Below are 17,351 nucleotides of genomic sequence, written 5' to 3' on the forward strand. Positions count from 1 at the left end.
ATCTGATTATTCCCGGCGGCTGATTTTCTCCCTTTCCACAGCCGACCCAATCAAAAAGGAGGACACCTATGCCCACATTCACCTTAGATATCTACCAGACTGCAGGCATTGCCATGCTCCTGTTCGTACTGGGCCGATTTCTCACCGAGCGCGTCGAGTTCCTGAGAAAATGCTGTATCCCCGCCCCTGTGGTGGGGGGCCTGATCTTCGCCCTCGTTCATCTGGGACTCTATATGAGCGGTGTACTGGCCCTATCCTTTGATGAGAACATCAAAAACTTCTTTATGACCCTGTTCTTTACCAGCGTAGGCTATACCGCCTGCTTCCGGCTGTTGAAAAAGGGGGGTAAAAAGGTATTTACCTTCCTGTTTGTCGCTATCTTAATGGTTATCCTGCAAAATTTGGCCAGCTCTGTGCTGTCCGTCCTGCTTGGCTGGGATCCCCGTCTCGGCCTGTGCACCGGCTCCATCCCCATGGTAGGGGGCCACGGTACCGCGGGCTCCTACGGCCCCGAACTGGAAAAGATGGGTCTGGCCGGCGCTGAGGTGCTGGCTATGGCCGCCGCCACCTTTGGTCTTGTCGCCGGCTCCCTGATGGGCGGCCCTACCGCCCGCAGCCTTATCAACAAATATGGTCTGCGCTCCAACGAGACCACCGAGTCCGTCATTGAAGCCGCTGACGAGACTCCTGAAGAGAAGGAGCGGGCGGAGCGCATGGACTATACGGCCTTTACCAACGCCGCCATCCTGCTCATCGTCGCATCTGGCCTGGGCACTCTGCTGACCATGGCCTTCAATAGCGTGCAGATCACCATTGCCGGCACGGTCATCAAGTTCACCTTCCCCACCTATATCGGCTCCATGGTCATCGCCGCTGTCATCCGCAATTTCTGTGATGTCAAACGCATTATTCTCCCCGCCAAGGCCATCGATACCTGGGGTAACGTGTCCCTCTCTATCTTCCTGGCCATCGCCCTTATGTCCCTAAAGCTCTGGGAACTGGCCGAACTGGCTACGGACATGGTCATTCTACTGGCCGCCCAGGTAATACTCATGTTCCTCTTCGCCCGGTTCGTGGTGTTCCGGCTCATGGGCCGGGACTATGAGGCGGCAGTCATGACCTCCGCCTTCTGCGGATTTGGTATGGGCGCCACGCCCAACGCCATGGCCAATATGCAGGCCATCACCAAAAATTACGGCCCTGCTCCCCAGGCTTTCTTTATCGTACCGCTGGTCGGCTCGCTGTTCATTGATTTCTGCAACGGAATTATTATTACCCTGTTTCTGAATGTACTGCCGTTGATCTTCGGCTGATAAAAAGCCCGCGCCCTGCTCCCCTGATGAGCAGGGCGCTTTTTTACGATCTTATCAGGTCTTTGTCCCCTTCTTCACTATTTATACAGAGGCTCACAGTCCTCTAGACGACTCCTTTTTCTTCCGCTTGGCCGCCATATAGCGGTCCTCCTCACTGAAGATGCAGCCGCAATATTTCTGCATATAGAAGCCGTGCTCCCGGGCAAAGGCCTGACCCGCCTGAAACAGTGGCCTGAAATCCCGGTACAGGAAGTCCACCCCGTACTTCTGCCCCATCTCACGGGCAATGGCGGCGATGGCATCATGGTTCTGATAGGGGGAAATGAGCAGCGAGGTGGTAAAGCTGTCATAGCCATGCTCCGCGGCGTATCGGGCTGTCTCCTCCATTCGGACCCGGTAGCAGTAGGGACAGCGCCCGTCAATATTTCCAGCCACAGCGGTGACGAACGGCCGCAGATCATAGGTGCCGCCGATGACCAATTTCATGCCGATCTCCCTTGCGTAGTCCTCTAAGGTGCGCTTCCGGGCCTGATATTCCGTATAGGGGTGAATGTTGGGGTTAAACCAGAAGCCGGTGACCGACAGCCCCTCCTCCCGCAGTTGAGCGATAGGCTGGTTGGCGCAGGGGGCACAGCACATATGCATCAGGGTATTATCCATCACACGCACCTCAAATCTCCAAAATATCTAATTCCAGGCCCTGCCGCATGGCATAGGCCAAGGTCTGGGCCGTCCCGCCTCTGGGTTCACCGTCATAGACGGCGATAATCCGGCAGGCCCGATCCACCATGTACCGGTTCCGCCTTGCCATGCAGCCCCGGTCATAGTGATGCTGGACCAGAGTCTCATAGTCGCACTGGTCCAGGATAGCCTGATAGCGGAGCCGCTCCTCCCGGGGCCAGCGGTCCGCTTGGCTCTCACAGGGCCGCGCCCCCTCCAGCGTCACCTGCGGAAAGCACGCCCGCAAGGCCAACACAGCCTCGGCAAAATACAGGTCCGCCCCCCGTGCCATTCCACAGATAAAATGGCGGCAGCCACTCTGATAGGCCCGCTCCAGGGCCTGTCCCAACCGCTCCTTCAGCCGTGTGCATCTGGGGTCCCGCTCATCCGTTCCCCAAGGAAGTTTGTCGGGCCGGTGCCCGGTAAAGCAGCAGGTATTTGCCTGTTCCAAAACACAGCGCCCCTTCTTTTGTGTTGGTTTCTATTCTATAACAGGACATAGTCTAAGTCAATGTTTATGGAAAATTTGTTCGATTGAGTGGACAGCCAATCGATTCTCTGTATCCATATCCTGCCACGGGTGTACCTGGTGGAGCCCTGTTTCCTCTCCTCTATCTCCGCAATCCCGCTGCTCGGTGAACTTGGGCGTCAAGAACAGAATGGACGGCCAAAGACCGTCCATTCCTTTTACTCCAATATCCTACCATCCACTGAAATGGTCACCACCTGCCAGGGGATAAACTTCCCGCTGTCCCGCAGGGCCTTCTCCGCCGCAATTTGTAGGCCGCCGCAGCAGGGGACCTCCATCCGCGCAATGGTCACGCTCTTGATATTATTTTGACGGATGATTTCTGTCAGCTTTTCACTGTAATCAACCCCGTCCAACTTGGGGCAGCCCACCAATGTCACTTTGCCCCGGATAAAATCCTGATGGAAGTTTCCATAGGCAAAGGCGGTGCAGTCGGCGGCAATCAGCAGGTTCGCGCCGTCAAAGTAGGGCGCCGTAAGGGGAGCCAGCTTGATCTGGACAGGCCACTGGCGCAGTTGGGATGAGACTGGACCGGTCGCGGCGGCTTCCTGCTCCTGACGCCGTCCCAGTGTCTGGATACGGCTGCCAGGGCAGCCCTGGCCTTCTCCATTCTCCCGCTCCCTCTTTTGGGCCTGGACCGCCGCCTCATCATAGGGAGCCGCCTCCCGCTCCACAAAGGTGATGGCCCCGGTAGGACAGGTGGGTAAACAGTCCCCCAGGCCGTCACAGTAGTCATCACGAAGCAGGAGCGCCTTGCCCTCCACCATGCCGATGGCCCCCTCATGACAGGCCTGGGAACACAGGCCGCAGCCGTTACACTTCTCTCGGTTGATCTCAATGATTCTACGAATCATGTCATTTTCCGCCTTTCCTTGACTTGGATGGGCTAAGTATAGTACCATTGATCCACAGAGTACGTTGTTATAACAACATTTTAGGAGAAAGATATGGACTATCAATTTTTGGCTGGTATTCTCCTGTTCCAAGGGCTCTCCCCGGACGTTCTTCCGGATCTTCTGGCCGGTCTGGGAGCCGGGACTCGTTTCTATCCCCGTGGGGAGGCCGTCCTCCGCACCGGCGACCGGACCGGGCGGCTGGGTCTGGTGCTCTCCGGGGGCGTCAACATTGAGAATCACGACGCCTGGGGAAACCGGACCATCTTGGACCATGTTGCCCCCGGCCAGGTCTTTGCGGAGACCTACGCCTGTGTCCCCGGGGAACCACTGATGGTTGACGTTGCGGCCGTCCAGGACACAGAGGTCCTGTTCCTGGATATGGGCCTGCTCTTGTCCGGCGAGGGACCCCACCATGGAACTCTCTTGCGCAATCTTCTGACCATCACGGCCAGAAAAAACCTGGCCCTCTCTCGGCGCATCTTCTACACCTCCTCCAAGACCATCCGGGGCAGGCTGCTCTCCTATCTGTCCGACCAGGCGGTGCTCCAGAACAGCCCCTCCTTTTCTATCCCCTTTGACCGCCAGCAGCTGGCTGATTATCTGGGCGTGGACCGGAGTGCCCTGTCCAATGAGCTGGGCAAAATGAGGCGGGATGGGCTGCTGTCCGCCAGGAAAAGCCACTTTCGCCTCAATGTGAGCCAGATGCCCTGATCTACACAGGATTTACAATTTAATTACAATTCATTTTCTTTGGTTGACAATGTAGACCAGTTGTGTTATGTTTGGTCTACAAAGTAGACTTAAGGAGGTGTTTTTATGCCGGATGTCACCCTGACCAACAGCGAATGGTATGTGTTGGACTGCCTTTGGGAGCACTCTCCTCTGACGGTGATGGAATTGGTGGAGCGCCTGTCCCAGAAGGTGGGCTGGGCCAAGAGCACCACCATCACTACCCTGCGGCGGATGGAGGAGAAGGGGCTGGTCCACTGTGAAGTGACGGGCCGGACCCGTCACTATCGGCCCTCGGTGGAACGGCGGAAGGCCGTCCGCCGGGAGACCCGCTCCTTCTTGAACAAGGTGTATCGGGGCAGCGTGGGGTTGATGGTGTCTGCCATGGCCCAGGACAAGGCCCTGACCCGGAAGGAGATTGACGAGCTGTATGAGATTCTTCGACAGGCAGAGGAGGGAGCGAAATGAGCGGCATTTTCGTTCTGAACAGCGCCATGCCCACCCTGATCCCCTGGGCCTTCACCTCCACCCTACTAATTCTGGCGGTGCTGACTGTCCGTTGGCTCACCCGGAACCGGCTGTCCTCTGTGAACCGCTATGCCCTCTGGGCGGTGGTGCTGATCCGGCTGCTGATCCCTATTCAGCTCCCCTTCCTGTCCTCCTTAGGGGCAGTGGACTTTGCGCCTCAGATGGAGGACACCCCGGTATACGCCTTTCCCACCGACCACATAGACGCGCCAGAGAGTTATATTCAGCATATCTGGGAAGAACAGGGAGAGGACCCGGTCATGAGCGCCGGCATCACCAGCCGTGGCTTCCCCGCTCTGGGAGGGTTCGGCTTTGATTATTACAGCGGCGGCACAGTCTTGGAGGAAAACGGTTATACCGATTACGCCTTTTTCTCCACTGTCCCCCGTATCCTGTCTATCCTGTGGGGGACAGGAGCGGCGGTGATGCTCCTGTTCCTGATTGGGAGCAACCTGCGCTTTGCCGCAAGGCTGCGCCGCTCCCGCCGCCCCCTGGACATTCCTGAGTGTCCTCTTCCCGTCTACGTGATAGAGGACCTGTCCTCTCCCTGCCTGTTCGGCCTGTTCCGGCCCGTGGTCTACCTGACTCCCCAGGCAGCGGCGGACTCTGCCGCACGGGAGCATGTGCTGGCCCATGAGCTCACCCACTACGCCCACAGGGACCACCTCTGGGCCCCCCTGCGGTGTCTGGCCCTGGCCCTCCACTGGTATAACCCTCTGGTATGGCTGGCTGTCCTCCTGTCCAAACGGGACGGAGAACTGGCCTGTGACGAGGGGGCGGTGCGCCGTCTGGGGGAGGACCAGCGCATCCCCTACGGCCGCACCCTGGTGGGCATGGTGGCCCAGCGTTCCCTGCGGCCGGCCGATCTGCTGTCCTGCTCCACCGCCATGACAGGGGGCAAAAAGACCATTCAACAGCGCATCGCCCTGCTGGTGAAGCACCCAGAAACCAGGGCGGCCGCTGTCTTTGGGGCTTGTGTGGCCCTGGCTCTGGTAGCAGTATTCACCTTCTCTGACGGAAACCAGAGCGGCGGTCCGGCAGGCGATTATAGACGCTTCCTCAGTGATGTGCAAAGCGCCCAGAGCATCCGCCTGGGACAGCCCACCACCTCCAGTCAGTTTGACCCCACCGCCATCACCGATCCGGAGCTGCTGGCGGAGGCCAAAGAGATCTTGAAGCAGGAGTGCCCGGACTGGCTCAATCCGCCCCAGGTAGTGGGGGACCTGGCCCCGGCCTCTCTGCGTACCCTGACTCTCACTGACCAGCAGGGCGCGGAGGTCCGATATCTGCTGGCCGCCCCCGCCGACCGGGGGAACTCCGGCGACTTCTATGTGCTTACTGACGGTGAACTCAGCGGGACGGAGGTTTCCGGACGCCGGGTGGCCGCCCTGATGCACCAGCAGGCGGCAGTCCAGCTCTACGACCTGATGAACCGCCAGGGGGCACAGAGCGGCGCCATTCCTCTTACCGCCGAGGAGCTGGCCTATTTCAACGACGGCTCCTTCTTTGACAACGGGACCGGCAGCGGCGGAAATGCCTACATCAATTTCTCCATTCGCAACCAGTTCCTGACTTCCTGGTATGACCATCCGGCGGACATCGACCTGTACCAGCTGTTCTATCTGGGGACCGGCAATCCCAGCTCCATCAGCGAGGAGGAGCGGCGGCTGGTCATCGACCGGGGTTACGGCGGGGCGGACCCGGACTGCGGCTGCACCAAAATCACCCGGCAGGAGATGGACGCCGTCCTGCTGGAACACACCGGCCTGACTTTGGAGGAGACCAATCTGGTGGGGCTGGGCGATTTCACCTACCTGCCGGAGTATGACGCCTACTACCACTTCCATGGGGACACCAATTATACAGTCCCAAGCTTTGAGAGCGGTTCCCGCCATGACAGCATTCTCTATCTCAACTATGGGGACCACGGGGCCTGCCAGTTGGTCCTTCGGGCGGTGGACGGCGGATATCAGTTTATCGCCAACCGCTCTACCCAGGTTGGAAACGTACCCAGCTCCTATACCCGGCTGGAGAAGCCGGAGCACATCGCCGCCCTGGTGGAGCTGCTAGTCCAGGATCAGGCGTTTCTCACCGAAAACGCCCAGTATTTAGGGATCACCCCGGAGGCGCTGGCCGACGCCCTCCAGGGGAAGGGGGAGGAAGGCGTCTCCCCCGACCTGCTGGTCATCGGCACCTACAACGGCTGGGTCCCGGACCAATGGGGGCGGGGCTACGGCTATCGGTTGACGGTCTGGGGAGGCGGCAGTGTGATGTTTATGGACCTAACCTTCCCGGCGGCGCTGAATGAGCAGGTGCTGGCCTTCCACCAGCAGGACTCTTTGGAGTTGATTCAAAAGGACCTGACCCAGCGTCTGTCCGCTCTCACCCCACAGGACATCCAGTCCGTCAGCGGAGGCCGCTATGACCTCCCGGTCTCGTCCGACCAGCTGGCCGGGATGCTCAACCGAATGGTAGGCCGGTATCTGGGGCCGGACGGATCCGACAGCTTTTCCTCCCACCGGCTGTGGACGCTGGACATCCTGCTGCCCGAGGACGTCACCCTGTATCTCTCCGCCGGTCTGGTCGAGGACCAGGTGGACATCGACGGGCTGCTCTTTGAAAGCCCGGAGCTGTACCAGCTCATCCGTCAGCGGTGGACTCCTCCCGCCGGCAGCATCATCCGGGAGGACCTGTCCCCGGTGGCGGAGGCGGTGGACCGGCTCCTGGCGGATGAGCTGGCCAAGTGGAACCAGGACTTTACCGACAGCGGCCTGTCCGCCCCCTACACTGGGGTAGAACTGACCCAATTCCGCCTGCTGTCCTCTTACCCCGACCTGCTGAAAGAGGGGACCGTGAAGCTGTACGCCTTCGACTACGGCTTGACCACCGGGAATTTGGAGGAAGCGGGCTGGGCTGGAGGGAATTACGCCGACGGCGACGGTCTGTTTCATCCTTACGGCCATGTGCCCCATCTGCTGACGGTGGAGGGGATCGGTCATATGGAGCGCAGTCAGATCATCCTATGGGAGTTCCCCCTAGTGGTAGGCAGCCAAGGCTATGAGGAACTGGTCACTCAGGACTATGTTCGTGACGTGGTGGTAAGCAACCTCCGGGACCTGCTGGACCCGGTGGTCCCCGCCTCGGTGACCGACCCCCAGAAGGCGGCCGAGGCCTATGGACGGGCTCTGGCCCAATACTATTCCTCCTTTGGGTCCAGCCACCCATCGGCCGTAACCTACGCCGCCCTGTATGAGGCCCGGGTCTATCAGCAGGCGGCCAGCGGACTGTGCGCCGCCATCACTCTGGCCGTGGATCCGGTGGAAGCGAACAACATATATTGGCAGTCGGGCGCCGGCCTTGATCCAGGACCAGATGGACATTGGCTGTACACCCTGGAATACTGCCTGGAACGGCAGGAGGACGGCACCTGGAGGTGTACAGACTCGGGTACCGGCGGGGTCAGGCTGGAGCGCGGAGATCCCCAGGTAATTAAGCCAGAACCGGAAAGATGACTTCCCGCTTCATCCACAAATAACTTTTGCAGAGTCCCGCCGGAGGATATCCGGCGGGACTCTTTTACATTCTTGACAAATTTTTATCTTAAATATGTCTAAAATCACGAAAAACAGGATGTTAAGTTCCTGTCTTTCCTCCTCTCTGTCCTGTTAAGAAATCGTTAATTCCGTTGTTTTTGCTCCCCAAAATCGCTATCATAATACTGAAGAAATAGAAAGATATCCAGTCTATTGTAGGTGTTTCAAAATCATGAGTCTGCGCGTAGGAATCGATATCGGCTCCACCACCGTCAAGGTAGTGGTGCTGGATGAACAAAATAAACTGCTGTTCCGCTCCTATGAGCGGCACTTCTCCAAGACCCGTGAGCGGGCACTGGAAACATTGAACTCCATCTCCGATATGCTGTCCGGCCAGCGTGTCAAGGTCACCATCACCGGCTCTGCCGGACTGGGCGTAGCCAACGCTGCGGGCATCGACTTCGTACAGGAGGTATATGCCACTGCCGCCGCGGTGAATACATACATCCCCGACACGGACGCGGTCATCGAACTGGGCGGGGAGGACGCCAAGATCATTTTCTTCGGCGGCTCCCTGGAGGAGCGGATGAACGGCTCTTGCGCCGGCGGCACCGGCGCCTTCATCGATCAGATGGCCACCCTGATGAACGTCACGGTGAACGAGCTAGATACTCTGTCCCTAAAGCATGAGAAGATCTACCCCATCGCCTCCCGCTGCGGTGTATTTGCCAAGAGCGATATCCAGCCCATCCTGAATCAGGGCGGGCGGAAGGAGGACGTGGCCGCTTCCATTTTCCAGGCAGTGGTGGACCAGACGGTGGCCGGCCTGACCCAGGGCCGGGAGCTGAAGGGCAAGATCGTGTTTCTGGGTGGGCCTCTCCACTTCCTCATGGGCCTGCGCCAGCGTTTTGTGGAGACTTTGGCCCTAGACGGTGAGCACGCCATCTTTCCCGAGGACGGCGACTGTTTCGCGGCCATGGGCGCGGCTCTGTGCGCTACCGACTATCAGCCTGTCTCCTTTGAGGAGGTGCTGAAAAAGCTGGCCGACAGCGCCGAGGCCACCACCCTGGTGGACACCATGCCTCCCCTGTTCTCCAGTCAGGAGGAGTACGACCAATTCAGTGCCCGGCACAACGCCAGCCGCCCCCCAGAGGTGGATATCCATACCTACTCCGGTCCGGCTTGGCTGGGCATCGACGCTGGCTCCACCACCACCAAGCTGGCCCTCATCACCGCCGACGGCGGCCTGCTGTATACCTATTACCACTCCAATCTGGGTAACCCCGTGGCCATAGTGCTGGAACAGCTGCGGACCATCTACGCCATGTGCGGTGACCGTATCGTGATCCGCGGCGCCGCCGTCACCGGCTATGGCGAGGACCTGATCAAAAACGCCTTCTCCTGCGACCTCGGTCTGGTGGAGACTATGGCCCACTACAAGGCCGCCGCCCACTTTGAGCCCTCCGTGGATTTCATCATCGACATCGGCGGTCAGGATATGAAGTGCTTTAAGATCCGCAACGGCGCCGTGGACTCCATCATGCTCAACGAGGCCTGCTCCTCCGGCTGTGGCTCCTTCATTGAGACCTTTGCCAAGGCTCTGGGCTACAACATAGCGGATTTCTCCAAGCTGGGACTCTTCTCCCAACATCCGGTAAATCTGGGCTCCCGGTGCACTGTGTTCATGAACTCCAGCGTCAAGCAGGCCCAGAAGGACGGGGCCAGCGTGGAAGATATCTCCGCCGGTCTGTCCACCTCCATCGTGAAAAACGCCATATATAAGGTTATCCGGGCCGCCTCCGCCGACGATCTGGGACAACACATTGTGGTCCAGGGAGGCACCTTCCTCAATGACGCGGTGCTCCGGGCCTTTGAGCAGGAGCTTGGCCGGAATGTGACCCGTCCTGTGATTTCGGGCATCATGGGCGCCTTCGGCGCCGCTTTGGCTGCCCGTGACCTGCACCTGGACAAGAGCCAGCTGCTGGGGCGAGAGGCTCTGGACCGTTTTTCCCACACCGCCAGACCCGCTACCTGCGGCCTGTGCACCAATCACTGCTCCCTCACCGTCAACTCCTTTGACGGGGGGCGGCGCTTCGTCTCCGGCAACCGGTGCTCCCGTCCTCTGGGGGAGGAGCCCAGCCATCTGCCCGACCTGATGCGCTACAAATACGACCACCTCCGCTCCCTCCATGGAACGGGGCAGGGAGATGGCTCCAGAGGGAGAATCGGTATTCCCTTCGGACTGAATATGTATGAGAACCTCCCCTTCTGGTTCGAGTTGTTCACACGACTCAATTTCCGGGTGGTCCTCTCCCCCCAGTCCAGCCGCAAGCTCTATCTCAAGGGCCAACGCACAATCCCCTCTGACACCGTGTGTTACCCCGCCAAGCTGCTCCACGGCCATGTGGAGGCGCTGGTGGAGGAGGGCGTGGACGCCATCTTCTACCCCTGTATGCCCTATAACTTTGACGAGGGTGTCAGCGACAACAACTACAACTGCCCGGTGGTAGCTTACTACCCCGAACTGCTGGCCGCCAACGTACCCGACCTGAAAAAGACCCGGTTCCTCTACCCCTACTTTGGCCTTCACCGCCCCAAGGATTTCGAGCGCAAAGCCAGCGAGTGGTTTTTCAACGAGTTTCAAATCCCTAAGCGGGAGACTGTGGCCGCCGTCAAAGCCGCCTATGCGGCCTACGATGCCTATAAGGAGGATCTAAGGGCCCGCGGCCGGGAGTATATCGCCCAGGCGCGGGCAGAGGGACGCCCCATCCTTGTGGTGGCTGGCCGCCCCTACCATATGGACCCGGAGATCAACCACGGTATCAACGATCTTATCACCTCCTACGGCTTTGTTCTGGTCACCGAGGATGCGGTGGCCTATCTGGAGGATAAGGCTCCCCGCCATGTTCTCAACCAGTGGACCTATCACGCCAGGATGTATAACGCCGCCCGGTATGTGTGCACCCAGCCGGATATGGAGCTCATCCAGCTGGTATCCTTTGGCTGCGGCATCGACGCTATCACCGGCGACGAGATGCGCTCCATCCTGGAGGACGGCGGCAAGCTGTACACCCAGTTGAAGATCGACGACATCAGCAACCTGGGCGCCGTCAAGATCCGCATTCGGAGCCTGATGGCCGCCATTGAAGCCAGAAAACAGAGTTGAGTATTTCTAGGTGTAAAGCTTGGAGATATTGTGTTCGTTGAAGGCGAACAGGTTTTGAATCACCCGGCGGAGCCGGACACTGAATCTCCGCTCTCCACTCTTTTCAGAAAGGGACTTTTTTATGGCAAAATTAGTTTATGACGAAACTGGCCGTCTGCTGTTCACCAAGGAGATGAAGGAGGAGTATACCCTCCTGATGCCCCAGATGCTCCCCGTCCACTTCGGCATGATGCAGAAGCTGCTGGAGTGTGAGGGCTACAAGGTGGATATGCTCACCACCAACCACCGGGGCATTGTGGATGAAGGCCTGAAATATGTCCATAACGACACCTGCTATCCCGCTCTGCTGGTCATCGGCCAGCTCATCGACGCGGTGAAGCACGGCGGCTATGACCCCCACAAGGTGGGCCTGCTCATCACCCAGACTGGCGGCGGCTGCCGGGCCAGCAACTATATCCACCTGCTGCGCAAGGCTCTGGAGAAAGCGGACATGGGCTATATTCCTGTGGTTTCCGTCAATCTGTCCGGCCTGGAGAAGAACCCCGGCTTTTCCTTGACCCTCCCCTTCATTCGCAAGGCGGTCTTTGCCATGATGTATGGAGACATCATCGTCAACGTGGCCAATCAGGTCCGCCCTTATGAAGTAGAGCAGGGAAAGGCCGACGCCATGATCGCCCACTGGTCTCAGAAGCTGGTAGACGGCTTCCAGAGTGGGAAGGGCATGAGCCGAGGGCAGATGCGGGCTCTCTTTGACCAGATCTGCGCCGACTTCGCCTCCATCCCTGTCCAGGGCGAGCCCAAGATTCGTGTGGGCGTGGTTGGGGAAATCTATGTGAAGTTCGCCCCCCTGGGCAACAACAATTTGGAGCAGTTCCTGCTCTCCGAAGGCGTGGAGCCCGTAGTCCCCGGCCTGACCGATTTCATTATTTTCAAGATTTACAACCGGGTGGCCGATGTGGATCTGTACGGCGGGAAGTGGATCAAGAAGGCCGCCTGCCGGGCCTTCATGTCCTATATCGAGGGCTGTCAGAAGGATATGATCGCCGCTCTGAAGAAGTCCGGCCGCTTCCGTGCCCCCGGCACCTTCCAGGAGCTCCACTCCCTGGTCCATGGCTATCTGGGCGACGGCAACAAGATGGGCGAGGGCTGGCTCCTCACCGCCGAGATGTTGGAGCTCATCCACTCCGGCACCAATAATATCGTGTGTACCCAGCCCTTTGGCTGCCTGCCCAACCACATCGTGGGCAAGGGTATGATCCGCAAGCTGAAGGACGAGTACCCCTACTCCAACGTGGTGGCCATCGACTACGACCCAGGCGCCACCAAGATCAACCAGGAGAACCGCATCAAGCTGATGCTGGCCAACGCCAAGGGCCTGACTCATCAGGAGTCCCCCGCGCCCAGAGCGCCCCAGCCTGAAGTGGCTCCCAAGCTGGCTCATGCCCACAGTTAAGCTTTCCCTCTCAACAAAAAAGGACCCGGTACAGTGGTGTACCGGGTCCTCTTTTCTTTTTTCTCACAGCCCATTGACGATAAAATTGGGCCGCTTCCCCTCCAGCACCAGCTGGGCCGAGGTCCACATATTGGTGTGGGCCCGGTGGAAGGAGCCGCCGGTATTGCCGCCCAGATGGGGCGAGTAGATGGCCCGATCCGCGACCTCTGGAGGGAGGTCCACCAGGGGGTGGTCAGCGGGAGTGGGCTCCGGTTCAAAGACATCCATAGCGATGGCACCCAGTCGGCCGTCGATGAGGGCCTGCCGGACGGCCAGGCTGTCCACCAACAGGCCACGAGAGGTGTTCACTAAAATGGCTCCCGGCTTGAACTTGTCTAGCAGAGCCTTGTCCACCATATGAGTGGTCTCCGGGGTGACTGCACAATGGAGAGATACAATGTCGCACCGGGACACCAGCTCCTCCAGTGGGAGATATTCCACGTTCAGCTCTTCCTCTACCTGGGGTGGACGGCGGTGGGCGGTGTAGTAGTACATCTTGCAGCCGAAGGGAACCAGCAGCCTGGCTGTGGCGGTACCGATGTCCCCCAGCCCTACCAAGCCCACAGTGGATAGACCCAACTCCGGAGAGTTGGAGGCCATGACCGCCTCCTTCATCTCGCGTTGACGGCCTGCCCGAAGGGCGTTGTGGCCAGTAATACCGTGACGTAGAGCCATGAGCATGAGCATCACCGTATGCTCCGCCACTGAAGCGGCGTTGCAGCCTTTATTGTTGCACACAAAAATGTTCCTGGCCCTGGCCGCCTCCAGATCAATCCGGTTGTAGGCCACCCCCTCCGATTGGATCAGCTTCAGACCGGGCATCAGGTCCATCAGTTCTCCCGTCACGTCCACGATGGGGTCGGTGAACAGGATCTGGGCATCAGCGTTTTCCCGCGCCGCCTGTTGTGGGGACTGGTCCAGAGAACAGTAGGCCGTTTCAAAGGGCAGCTGTGCAACAAACTCCGGCATATAGGCCTCATAGCGTGCCTTCGGCCCTAAAATCAATACTTTCATGATTCATCCTCCCGGTCATTGATAAATTTTTTCCTCTGGGAAAGAATATAAATATTGTAGCACACTTTTTTGGTTGGTACAACACTCCAATATTAGCACTTAAATAACAAGAGTGCTAATATTTACAATTTATACACAAAGTGTGCAAGAACTGTTCACATTTGGACGATATACTAGGACCAAAGTTAAGTGAGGCAGGAAGGGCCGCTGAGATCGGACCCCCACCTCAGAAAGGAGTTTCTTATGATGTACAGTATGATCCCCTTTGGCCGCTATCACGGCGGTCTAGACACGATTTTTGATGACCTGGAGCGCAGCTTCTTCCCTCCCGCAAACCGCCAGCCCACCGCCTTTCGGACCGATATCCGGGATGAGGGTGACCACTTCCTTTTGGAAGCTGAACTGCCTGGCTTCCAAAAGGAGGATATCCATTTGGAGCTGAAGGAAGGCATCCTGACCATCTCTGCCCAGCACGAGGAAAAGCAGGAGAAGCGGGACGACCAGGGCCAATACCTGTGTCGGGAGCGCCGGGTCGGCTCTTTTGTCCGCTCCTTTGATGCCTCTGGCATTCAGGAGGACGCTATCCGAGCCTCCTATGAGAACGGAGTGTTGACGTTGATTCTGCCTAAGATGGCTGAGATACAGCCTCAAAGCAGAAGGATCGCCATTCAGTGACCAGAAGGAAGGGCAGGCTTCAGAGCCTGCCCTTTTTTGGGGGTGCCGGTGTATACGCCAGCCAGCGAGCGTCAAATTTTTTCTTGCAAAATATCTCAGGTTGGTGTATTTTTGTTTTAGCAAACAATTCAGTCAAGTGCTAATTTATGACAATCTTGAAACCAAAGTTAAAGGAGGTTTCTTTTCATGAATATGGATCGATTTACTCAAAAATCCCTGGCCGCCATCCAGGGGGCCAGGGACATCTCCCAGGAATACGGCAATCAGCAGATCGAGCAGCCCCACCTGTTGCTGGCCCTGGTCAGTGACAACGAGGGGTTCATTCCCCAGCTGCTCGCCGCTATGGGCATGACTGTTCCCAGCTTTGAGGCGGCAGTGAAGGGGGAGGTCCAGAAACTGCCTAAAGTGTCCGGGTCCGGCCGGGAAGCGGACAAGGTCTATGTGTCCCAGGATGTGGACAGGGCCCTCCGCGGCGCGGAGCAAGAGGCCCAGGCCATGAAGGACGAGTACATCTCAGTGGAACACATCTTCCTCGGTCTGCTGGCACAGCCTGACAGTGCCTTAAAGGAGTTATTCCGCACCTACCATGTGGACAGGGAGAAGGTGATGCAGGCTCTGGCCAGCGTCCGCGGCAACCAACGGGTGACCTCGGACAACCCGGAGGATACCTATAACGCCCTGAAGAAATACGGCACCGACTTGGTGGAGCGGGCCCGCCAGAACAAGCTGGACCCGGTCATCGGCCGGGACGATGAAATCCGGAATGTCATCCGCATCCTTTCCCGTAAGAGCAAGAACAACCCTGTGCTCATTGGCGAGCCCGGCGTGGGCAAGACCGCCATCGCTGAAGGTCTGGCTCAACGGATTGTCAAGGGAGATGTGCCCGGTTCCCTGAAGGACAAGACGATCTTCTCCCTGGACATGGGCTCCCTTGTGGCCGGGGCCAAGTACCGGGGGGAGTTCGAGGAGCGGCTGAAGGCCGTCCTCAACGAGGTCAAAAAGTCCGAGGGCCGCATCATCCTTTTCATTGATGAGCTGCACACTATTGTGGGCGCTGGCAAGACTGAGGGCAGTATGGATGCAGGCAACCTGCTCAAACCCATGCTGGCCCGTGGCGAGCTCCACTGCATCGGCGCCACCACTCTCAACGAGTACCGGCAGTATATCGAGAAAGACGCCGCCCTGGAACGTCGGTTCCAGCCCGTGATGGTCAACGAACCCACAGTAGAGGACGCTATCGCCATTCTCCGGGGACTCAAGGAGCGGTACGAGGTGTACCACGGCGTCAAGATCACGGACGGGGCTATCATTGCCGCCGCGACCCTGTCCAACCGCTATATCACCGACCGCTTCCTGCCGGACAAGGCCATCGACCTGGTGGACGAAGCCTGTGCCATGATCCGCACCGAGATGGACTCCATGCCCACTGAACTGGACGTCATCCAGCGGAAGATCATCCAGCACGAGATTGAGGAGGCCGCCCTGAAGAAGGAGACCGACAAGCTGTCCCAGGAGCATCTGGCTGAGATTCAGAGGGAACTGTCCGATATGCGGGAAGAGTTCAAGGCCAAGAAAGCCCAGTGGGACAACGAGAAGGGGGCCATCGGCAAGGTACAGAAGCTGCGGGAGGAGCTGGAGGCGGCCAACGCCGCCCTGGAGAAAGCCCAGCGGGAGTACGACCTGGAGAAAGCCGCCGAGCTGCAATATGGCCGCATTCCGGAGCTGAAGAAAGCCCTGGAGGCGGAGGAGAGCATCGCCAACGAGGGCAAGGCCCGCTCTCTCCTGCGGGACAAGGTCACCGAGGAGGAAATCGCCCGCATCATTGAACGCTGGACCGGCATCCCGGTGGCCCGGCTGATGGAGGGGGAGCGGGACAAGCTGCTCCACCTGGAGGATATCCTCCACCAGCGGGTGGTAGGACAGGACGAGGCAGTAAGGTTGGTATCCGAGGCTATCCTGCGCAGCCGGGCCGGGATCGCCGACCCCAGCAAGCCCATCGGCTCCTTCCTGTTCCTGGGCCCTACCGGCGTAGGTAAGACCGAGCTGGCCAAAACTCTGGCCGAAGCCCTGTTTGACAGCGAAAAGAACCTGGTGCGCATCGACATGAGCGAATATATGGAGAAATTCTCCGTGTCCCGGCTCATCGGCGCCCCTCCGGGATATGTGGGCTATGAGGAGGGCGGCCAGCTCACGGAGGCGGTGAGGAGAAAGCCCTACTCCGTCATCCTTTTTGATGAGGTGGAGAAGGCTCACCCTGACGTATTCAATATATTACTTCAGGTATTGGATGACGGTCGTATTACGGACAGTCAAGGAAGAACGGTGGACTTTAAGAACACCATCATCATTCTAACCTCCAATCTGGGCAGCCAGTTCCTGCTGGACGGCATCGGCTCAGACGGTGAGATTAGTCAGGAGGCCCGGAACCAAGTGAGCGAGCTGCTCAAGCGGTCCTTCCGCCCGGAGTTCCTCAACCGTTTGGATGAAATTGTGTTCTACAAGCCGCTGACAAAGGATAACGTCACCCATATTATTGACCTTCTGGTGGCCGATCTGAACCGCCGCCTGGCGGATCAGCAGCTCACCGTGGAGCTGACTGCCGACGCTAAGTCCCATATCATTGACGCGGCTTATGACCCCATCTACGGGGCTCGCCCCCTGCGCCGCTATCTCCAGCACACAGTGGAGACCCTCATCGGTCGAAAGATCATAGCCGATCAGGTGGAGCCTGGTGCCCATCTGTCTGTTGATGTCAG

General features: G+C 58.6%; 12 protein-coding genes. 8 read left to right on the forward strand and 4 right to left on the reverse strand.

From position 1 onward, the window contains the following. The first annotated feature begins 68 nt into the window (after positions 1–68). A complete protein-coding gene (gene gltS / locus OCV64_RS03380; RefSeq protein ID WP_186852808.1) occupies positions 69–1,313 on the forward strand; it encodes a sodium/glutamate symporter in 1,245 nt (414 codons plus the stop codon). Positions 1,314–1,406: 93 nt separating this feature from the next. On the opposite strand, the gene OCV64_RS03385 is transcribed toward gltS, so the two are convergent. The 3 genes from OCV64_RS03385 to OCV64_RS03395 all read right to left on the reverse strand — a co-directional run bounded on the left by OCV64_RS03385 (position 1,407) and on the right by OCV64_RS03395 (position 3,416). After that, a complete protein-coding gene (locus tag OCV64_RS03385; RefSeq protein ID WP_240286953.1) occupies positions 1,407–1,973 on the reverse strand; it encodes an epoxyqueuosine reductase QueH in 567 nt (188 codons plus the stop codon). Between the two features lie 10 nt (positions 1,974–1,983). Then, complete coding sequence (locus OCV64_RS03390; protein ID WP_147570848.1) at positions 1,984–2,484, reverse strand: SLOG family protein; 501 nt, start codon at positions 2,482–2,484, stop codon at positions 1,984–1,986. Between the two features lie 236 nt (positions 2,485–2,720). Further along, complete coding sequence (locus tag OCV64_RS03395) at positions 2,721–3,416, reverse strand: 4Fe-4S binding protein (protein ID WP_262669333.1); 696 nt, start codon at positions 3,414–3,416, stop codon at positions 2,721–2,723. A gap of 93 nt (positions 3,417–3,509) precedes the next feature. On the opposite strand from OCV64_RS03395, the gene OCV64_RS03400 reads away from it, so the two are divergent. The 5 genes from OCV64_RS03400 (at position 3,510) to OCV64_RS03420 (ending at position 12,867) form a co-directional block, all read left to right on the forward strand. Next, a complete protein-coding gene (locus OCV64_RS03400; protein ID WP_262669334.1) occupies positions 3,510–4,169 on the forward strand; it encodes a Crp/Fnr family transcriptional regulator in 660 nt (219 codons plus the stop codon). 105 nt (positions 4,170–4,274) lie between these two features. Next, the gene (locus tag OCV64_RS03405) at positions 4,275–4,655 is read left to right on the forward strand and encodes a BlaI/MecI/CopY family transcriptional regulator (RefSeq protein ID WP_262669335.1); all 381 of its coding nucleotides are present in this window, start codon (positions 4,275–4,277) and stop codon (positions 4,653–4,655) included. Next, positions 4,652–8,227, forward strand: a complete 3,576-nt coding sequence (locus OCV64_RS03410) for a M56 family metallopeptidase (RefSeq protein ID WP_262669336.1) — start codon at positions 4,652–4,654, stop codon at positions 8,225–8,227. The genes OCV64_RS03405 and OCV64_RS03410 overlap by 4 nt, the downstream gene beginning before the upstream one ends. 253 nt (positions 8,228–8,480) lie before the next feature. Further along, a complete protein-coding gene (locus OCV64_RS03415; RefSeq protein ID WP_147570853.1) occupies positions 8,481–11,414 on the forward strand; it encodes an acyl-CoA dehydratase activase-related protein in 2,934 nt (977 codons plus the stop codon). A 121-nt stretch (positions 11,415–11,535) separates the two neighbouring features. Then, positions 11,536–12,867 carry a 2-hydroxyacyl-CoA dehydratase gene (locus tag OCV64_RS03420; RefSeq protein ID WP_262669337.1) on the forward strand — a complete coding sequence of 444 codons (1,332 nt, stop codon included), beginning with the start codon at positions 11,536–11,538 and terminating at the stop codon, positions 12,865–12,867. 63 nt (positions 12,868–12,930) lie between these two features. On the opposite strand, the gene OCV64_RS03425 is transcribed toward OCV64_RS03420, so the two are convergent. Continuing rightward, on the reverse strand, positions 12,931–13,920 hold the full coding sequence (locus tag OCV64_RS03425; protein WP_262669338.1) for a 2-hydroxyacid dehydrogenase: 990 nt from the start codon (positions 13,918–13,920) through the stop codon (positions 12,931–12,933). 243 nt (positions 13,921–14,163) lie between these two features. Between OCV64_RS03425 and OCV64_RS03430 the strand changes: the two genes are divergently transcribed. Beyond that, positions 14,164–14,595 carry an Hsp20/alpha crystallin family protein gene (locus OCV64_RS03430; RefSeq protein WP_243200985.1) on the forward strand — a complete coding sequence of 144 codons (432 nt, stop codon included), beginning with the start codon at positions 14,164–14,166 and terminating at the stop codon, positions 14,593–14,595. Between the two features lie 186 nt (positions 14,596–14,781). Continuing rightward, on the forward strand, positions 14,782–17,351 hold a 2,570-nt coding region (clpB, locus tag OCV64_RS03435), incomplete at its 3' end, for an ATP-dependent chaperone ClpB (protein ID WP_262669339.1).

Source organism: Muriventricola aceti, from assembly GCF_025567565.1.
Lineage (GTDB): Bacteria > Bacillota > Clostridia > Oscillospirales > Oscillospiraceae > Lawsonibacter > Lawsonibacter aceti.